This window comes from Streptomyces sp. NPDC004561, assembly GCF_053602155.1.
In genome coordinates this window covers 1-5673 of the sequence record NZ_JBSGDB010000529.1, presented here as the reverse complement: position 1 = coordinate 5673, position 5673 = coordinate 1, and the positions used below count along the sequence as shown (strand labels likewise).

At 74.0% G+C, this 5673-nt stretch carries 3 protein-coding genes and 1 pseudogene; 1 reads left to right on the top strand and 3 read right to left on the bottom strand.

Features of this window, described 5'->3' with window-relative positions; genetic code table 11:
- Window positions 1-189, top strand: a 189-nt coding sequence (locus tag ACWEN3_RS39845) for a rodlin (RefSeq protein WP_452981646.1), incomplete at its 5' end; no start/stop codon positions are given.
- A 57-nt stretch (window positions 190-246) separates the two neighbouring features.
- Here the strand turns inward: ACWEN3_RS39845 and ACWEN3_RS39840 are convergent.
- The 3 genes and pseudogenes from ACWEN3_RS39840 to ACWEN3_RS39830 form a co-directional block, all read right to left on the bottom strand.
- The gene (locus ACWEN3_RS39840; RefSeq protein WP_452981643.1) at window positions 247-2166 is read right to left on the bottom strand and encodes an AMP-dependent synthetase/ligase; all 1920 of its coding nucleotides are present in this window, start codon (window positions 2164-2166) and stop codon (window positions 247-249) included.
- Between the two features lie 106 nt (window positions 2167-2272).
- Entirely contained in the window at window positions 2273-3127 is an 855-nt protein-coding gene (locus ACWEN3_RS39835; RefSeq protein WP_452981640.1) for an ABC transporter permease, read from the bottom strand.
- Window positions 3124-5643: pseudogene (locus ACWEN3_RS39830) on the bottom strand (CocE/NonD family hydrolase). The gene ACWEN3_RS39835 and the pseudogene ACWEN3_RS39830 overlap by 4 nt, the downstream one beginning before the upstream one ends.
- Window positions 5644-5673: the final 30 nt, after the last annotated feature.

Sequence of the window (5673 nt, the reverse complement as noted above, 5' to 3'; positions counted from 1 at the left end):
TGCCTCGCGCACGCCGCCTGCCCCATCCTCGCCCTGGTCAACGTCGGCGTCCAGGACATCCCGGTCCTGTCCTCGCCGCAGAACCAGCAGTGCACGGAGAACTCGACCCAGGCCAAGGGCGACGAGCCGCTCTCGCACGTCGTGGACGACATCTCGGCCCTGTCGGGCAACGGCGCCACCGGCAGCTGAGCAGTCACACTCCGCGGCGGCGGGTCACCGGTTCCCGGTGGCCCGCCGTTTCGCCGTCTACCTCCGGTACAGCGCCTCGATCTGCTCGGCGTACGCCTCCGTCACCGCGTGCCGCCTGACCTTCAGCGAGGGCGTCAGCAGCCCGTTGTCCTCGGTGAACTCCCCCTCGACCAGGGCGAAGGCGCGGATCGACTCGGCTCGAGAGACGGCCGCGTTGGCGTGGTCGACCGCCTTCTGCACCTCGGCGCGCAGCCGTTCGTCGCGGACCAGGTCGGCGAGCGGGGTGTCGGCCGGCAGCTTGCGCACCGCCAGCCAGTGGGCGACCGCCTCCGCGTCCAGGGTGATCAGCGCGGCGACGAAGGGCCGGTTGTCGCCGACGACCACGCACTGGCCGACGGGCGCGCGGCTGCGCAGCCGGTCCTCCAGGACGGCGGGCGAGACGTTCTTGCCGCCGGAGGTGACGAGGATGTCCTTCTTGCGGCCGGTGATGGTGAGGTAGCCGTCCTCGTCCAGGGACCCCAGGTCGCCGGTGGCGAACCAGTCCTCGCGCAGCACCGCCTCCGTGGCCCGCTCGTTGTTCCAGTACGAGCCGAAGACCACCCCGCCGCTGATCAGCACCTCGCCGTCGTCCGCGATGCGCACCGACACGCCCGGGACGGGCAGGCCGACCGTGCCGGGGCGGGGGGCGAGCGGGGGCACGATGGTGGCGGCCGCGGTGGTCTCGGTGAGTCCGTAGCCCTCGTAGACGACGATCCCGGCCGCGTGGAAGAACAGGTTGAGGTCGCGGTCCAGCGGGGAGCCGCCGCTGACGGCGTAGCGCATCCGGCCGCCCAGTTCCTTGCGGATACGGCGGTAGACCAGCACGTCGTACAGGGCCCAGGCGGCGTACAGGCCGGGGCCGGGGCCCTTGCCGGCGCCGAGGAACTTCCGCAGATGCGCCTCGCCGAAGCGGACGGCGACCCGCTCGGCGCGGTCGAAGGAGCCGGCGCGGCCGATCTTCTCGGCGGTGGCGCGTCCGGTGTCGTGGATCTTCTCGAAGAGGTACGGCACCCCGACGAGGAAGGTGGGCCGGAACTCCTTGAGCGCGGGGCGCAGTTCGTCGGGCTTGACGCTCGGGAAGTGGCCGATCTCGATGCGGGCCATGAGGCAGGCGAGCTGCAGGGTGCGGCCGAGGATATGGGCGAGCGGCAGGAACAGCAGGGTGGAGGCGGTCCGGCCGGTGACGGCGCGGAACACCGGGTGCAGCAGCTCGACGGTGTTGGCGGCCTCGGCGTGCAGGTTGGCGTGGGTGAGGACACAGCCCTTGGGCCGGCCGGTGGTGCCGGAGGTGTAGCAGAGGGTGGCGATGGTGTCGGGGGTCAACGCGGCGCGCCTCTTGGCGAGTTCGCCGTCGGGGACGTCCCTGCCGAGGGCGGCGAGGTCGTCGAGGGCGTGCGCGTCGAGCTGCCACAGGCGCGGGGGCCGGGGGTGTGTGGCGGTCGCGGTGGTGACGGTGGCCGCGTTCCCGGCGGTCTCGGTGACGGCGAACCGTGCGCCGGAGTCGCGGACGATCCACTCCACCTGCTCGGCGGAGGAGGTGGGGTAGACCGGCACGGACTGGCCGCCGGCCGCCCAGATCGCGAAGTCCAGGACGGTCCACTCGTAGCGGGTGCGGGACATCACCGCCACCCGGCCGCCCGGTTCCAGTCCGGCGGCGATCAACCCCTTGGCGACGGCGGCGACTTCGGCGGCGAAGCCTGCCGCCGTCACCGGGCGCCAGTCGGCCCGCTCGCGGCGGCGCAGCAGCACCGCGTCCGGCGCCTCGGCGGCGTGGGCGAACGGCAGGTCGGCCATCGAGCCGCTGCCGAGCGGGGGCGCCAGGGGCGCCGTACGCACCTCGCGCACGGTGCCGGTGGCGTCCCTGACGATCTCCACCGGGGTCCGGGCCGCCAGGTCGGTGCGCTGCCGTGCCCGTTTCAGTTCCCTGCGTACGCCCATGACGGCTCCCGCTCGCGGCTCACTGCTGCAAGGTCCTTACCCAGGAGTCAACTTACTCGTAAGTAAGGAAAGGTCAATGGGGCGCCCGGGATCGGGGGCCGCCGGTCTAGGAGACGATGTCCTTGCGGGCGAACCCCCTGAAGGCCAGGGCGAACAGCACGAGGGCGTAGGTGACGGAGAGCGCGGTGCCCTGGATCATGCCGGACCACTCGGGGTGCGGCTGGACGGCGTCGGCCCACGCGAACTGCCAGTGCGCGGGCAGGAAGTCGCGCCAGCGGCCGAGGGCGGTGACCGCGTCCAGGACGTTGCCGACGATGGTCAGGCCGACCGCGCCGCCGACCGCGCCGAGCGGGGCGTCGGTCTTGGTCGACAGCCAGAACGCGAGCCCGGCGGTGACCAGTTGGGACACGAAGATGTACGCCACGGTCACCACGAGCCGCTGCACCGCGGTGCCGGTGTCCAGCGCGCCGCCGGTGGGGATCTGCAGCGGGCCCCAGCCGTAGGCCGCGGTGCCGACCGCGAGGGCCACGACGGGCAGCAGCACCATCGCGGCCAGGCTGAGCCCCAGGGCCACGACGAGCTTGGACCACAGCAGCCGGGCCCGGGGCACGGGCGCGGCGAGCAGATAGCGCAGGGAGGACCAGCTCGCCTCGGAGGCCACGGTGTCCCCGCAGAACAGGGCGACCGGGACGACCAGCAGGAAGCCGGCCGAGACGAAGAGGTTCACCGCGGCGAAGTTGGCGCCGGAGGCGGTCGCCGTGTTCATCAGGGTGATCCGGCCGTCCCGGCCGGACGGGTCGCCGCCGATGGCGAAGGCGATCGCCAGGACGAACGGCAGCGCGGCGAGGATCGCGCCCATCACCAGGGTGCGGCGCCGCTTGAGCTGGCGGACCAGCTCCACCCGCAGGGGCAGGGTGTGCCCCGTCCGGTAGCCGGAGGCGACCTCGGTGAGCGTGCTCATGCGGAACCTCCGATCAGGGTGAGGAAGGCGTCTTCCAGACGGCGGTGCGGGCCGACCGAGGCGACCGGCACCTCGAGGCGCACCAGATCCACGACCAGCCGCTCCGCCGTGCCGCCCGCTTCGAGCCGGATCAGCAGCCCGTCGTCGGTGCGCACGGCGGAGGCGACGCCGGGCAGCGCGGTCACCTTCTCCACGAGCGGCTCCTCCACGGGTGTGGCGGTGCCGACGAGGAGGGTGTCGCCGGAGCCGATGATCTCCCGGACGGGACCGGCCTGGACGAGCCGGCCGCGGTCCATCACCACCAGGTGGGTGCAGGACTGCTCAACCTCGGCGAGGAGATGGCTGGAGACGATCACCGTGCGCCCGCCGGCCGCGTAGCGGATCATCACCTCGCGCATCTCGCGGATCTGGGGCGGGTCGAGGCCGTTGGTGGGCTCGTCCAGGATGAGCAGGTCCGGCATCCCGAGCATGGCCTGGGCGATGGCGAGGCGCTGGCGCATGCCCTGGGAGTACGTGCGCACCGCGCGGGCGAGCGCGTCGCCCAGCCCGGCGATGCGCAGGGCCTCGTCCAGGTGCGCGTCCTCCTGCGGGCGGCCGGTGGCCCGCCAGTACAGCTCCAGGTTCTCCCGGCCGGACAGGTGGGGCAGGAAGCCCGCGCCCTCCACGAACGCGCCGACCCGGGACAGCACCGGGGCGCCGGGCCGGACGGCGTGTCCGAAGACGCGGATCTCGCCGTCGTCCGGGGTGATCAGGCCCATCAGCATGCGCAGGGTGGTGGTCTTGCCCGCGCCGTTCGGCCCGAGCAGGCCGAGGACCTGGCCCTTCTCGACGCGGAAGGACAGCTCGCGCACCGCGTACCGGTCGCTGGACCTGGCGTACCGCTTGCTCAGGTCGCCGATGACGAGCGGGACGTCGGCCAGGCCGGGATCGGGGGCCGGGCCGGCCGTACGGCGGCGGCCGGTCAGCAGCAGGGCGAGGGCGGCCACCACGCCGGCCAGGGGCAGCCACCACACCCAGGCGGGCAGGGGCGCCGCGGCGGTGGTGACGGCGGGGGCCGTCGGCACGCTCAGGCCGCCGTGGAGGGAGACCGTGTAGGTGGCCGGGGCGGCCGGTGAGGCGTAGCCGAGGTCGGTGGAGGCGAGGACCAGGCGGAGCCGGTGGCCCTTCTGCACCTCGTGGTCGATCGCCGGGAGGGTGACCGTGACGTCCTTGCCCGCCCGGGCGCCGGTCACCCGGAAGGGGGCGACCAGCTGGGAGGGCAGCACCTGCTGGGTGCCGCCGGGGCCGACGTCGTAGACCTTGCCGAACAGGACGGCGTCGTCGCTGGTCGAGGTGAGGTGGATCCGGGCGGTCGGGGCGCCGGTGATCTGCAGGTCGCGAGTGAGCGGCGCCGAGTCGAACCGCGCGTACTGGCCGGGGAAGTCGAGGGAGACGCCGACGCCGAGCGAGGACAGCTGGGCGAGGCCGCCGGAGCCGCCGAGGCCGGGCAGCGCGGAGACGCCGGGCGGGCTGGCGCCGGCCGGGTTGGCGATGCGCTGCGCGCCGCCGGTGAGGGCGACGTCGCGCCGGTGGTCGGACAGGCCGGGTTAGGCGCCCGCGCTCGCGCCGCGCAGCTGGGCGGTGCCGTCGGTGGAGTTGACGCCTCCGGTGCGGGTGATCCGGAAGGCGGGTCCGGTGCCGGTGCTCCTGTCGCCCTTCAGATACCGGTCGAACCACGTGCGCACGCGTGCCTGGACCCGGCCGGTCTCCATGTCGCCGCCGTCGTGTCCGCCCGCGATCCAGTCGACGTCCACCGGGGCGCCGTTGGCGCGGATCGCCCGCTCGGCCGCGTCGGCCTGGCCGAGCGGGAACAGCGAGTCGGTCTGGCCCTGGAGCAGCAGGGTGGGCACCTTGATGCGGGTGCCGACGGCGGACGGCGAGCGCTCCTCCAGGAGCCTGCGGGCGGCCGCGTCGGGGGTGCCGGACTCGGCGACCCGGTCGTACATCCGGCACAGCTCGGGCTCGAAGCGGGCGCAGCCGCCGCCGGTGTTGAAGAAGATGCCGGCCCACAGCTTCTTGAACACGCCGTCCGGGAACAGGGCGTCCGCGAGGTTCCAGTAGGTGATGGCCGGGGCGATGGCGTCCACCCGGTGGTCGTAGCCCGCGGCGAGCAGGGAGATCGCGCCGCCGTAGGAGCCGCCGGCCACGCCCACGCGCGGGTCGCCGGGCCGGTCGAGCCGCACCTGGGGCTGCCTCGCCAGCCAGTCGATGAGCCGGGAGACGTCGGCGACCTCGTACCTCGGGTCGTTGAGGCCGATCTCGCCGGTGGACCTCCCGAAGCCGCGCGCGGACCAGGTCAGGACCGCGTACCCGTCCCGGGCGAGGTCCTCGGCCTGCTGCCGCATGTCGTTCTTGGTGCCGCCGAAGCCGTGCGCGAGCAGCACGGCGGGGCGGCGGCCGGCGGCGCCGGAGGTGAAGTACGAGGTGTCGAGGCGGACGCCGTCGGCCATGGTCATCACCCGGTCGGTGCGGTGCACCGGAGGCGCGCCGCCGGGGGCGGGGGGCGG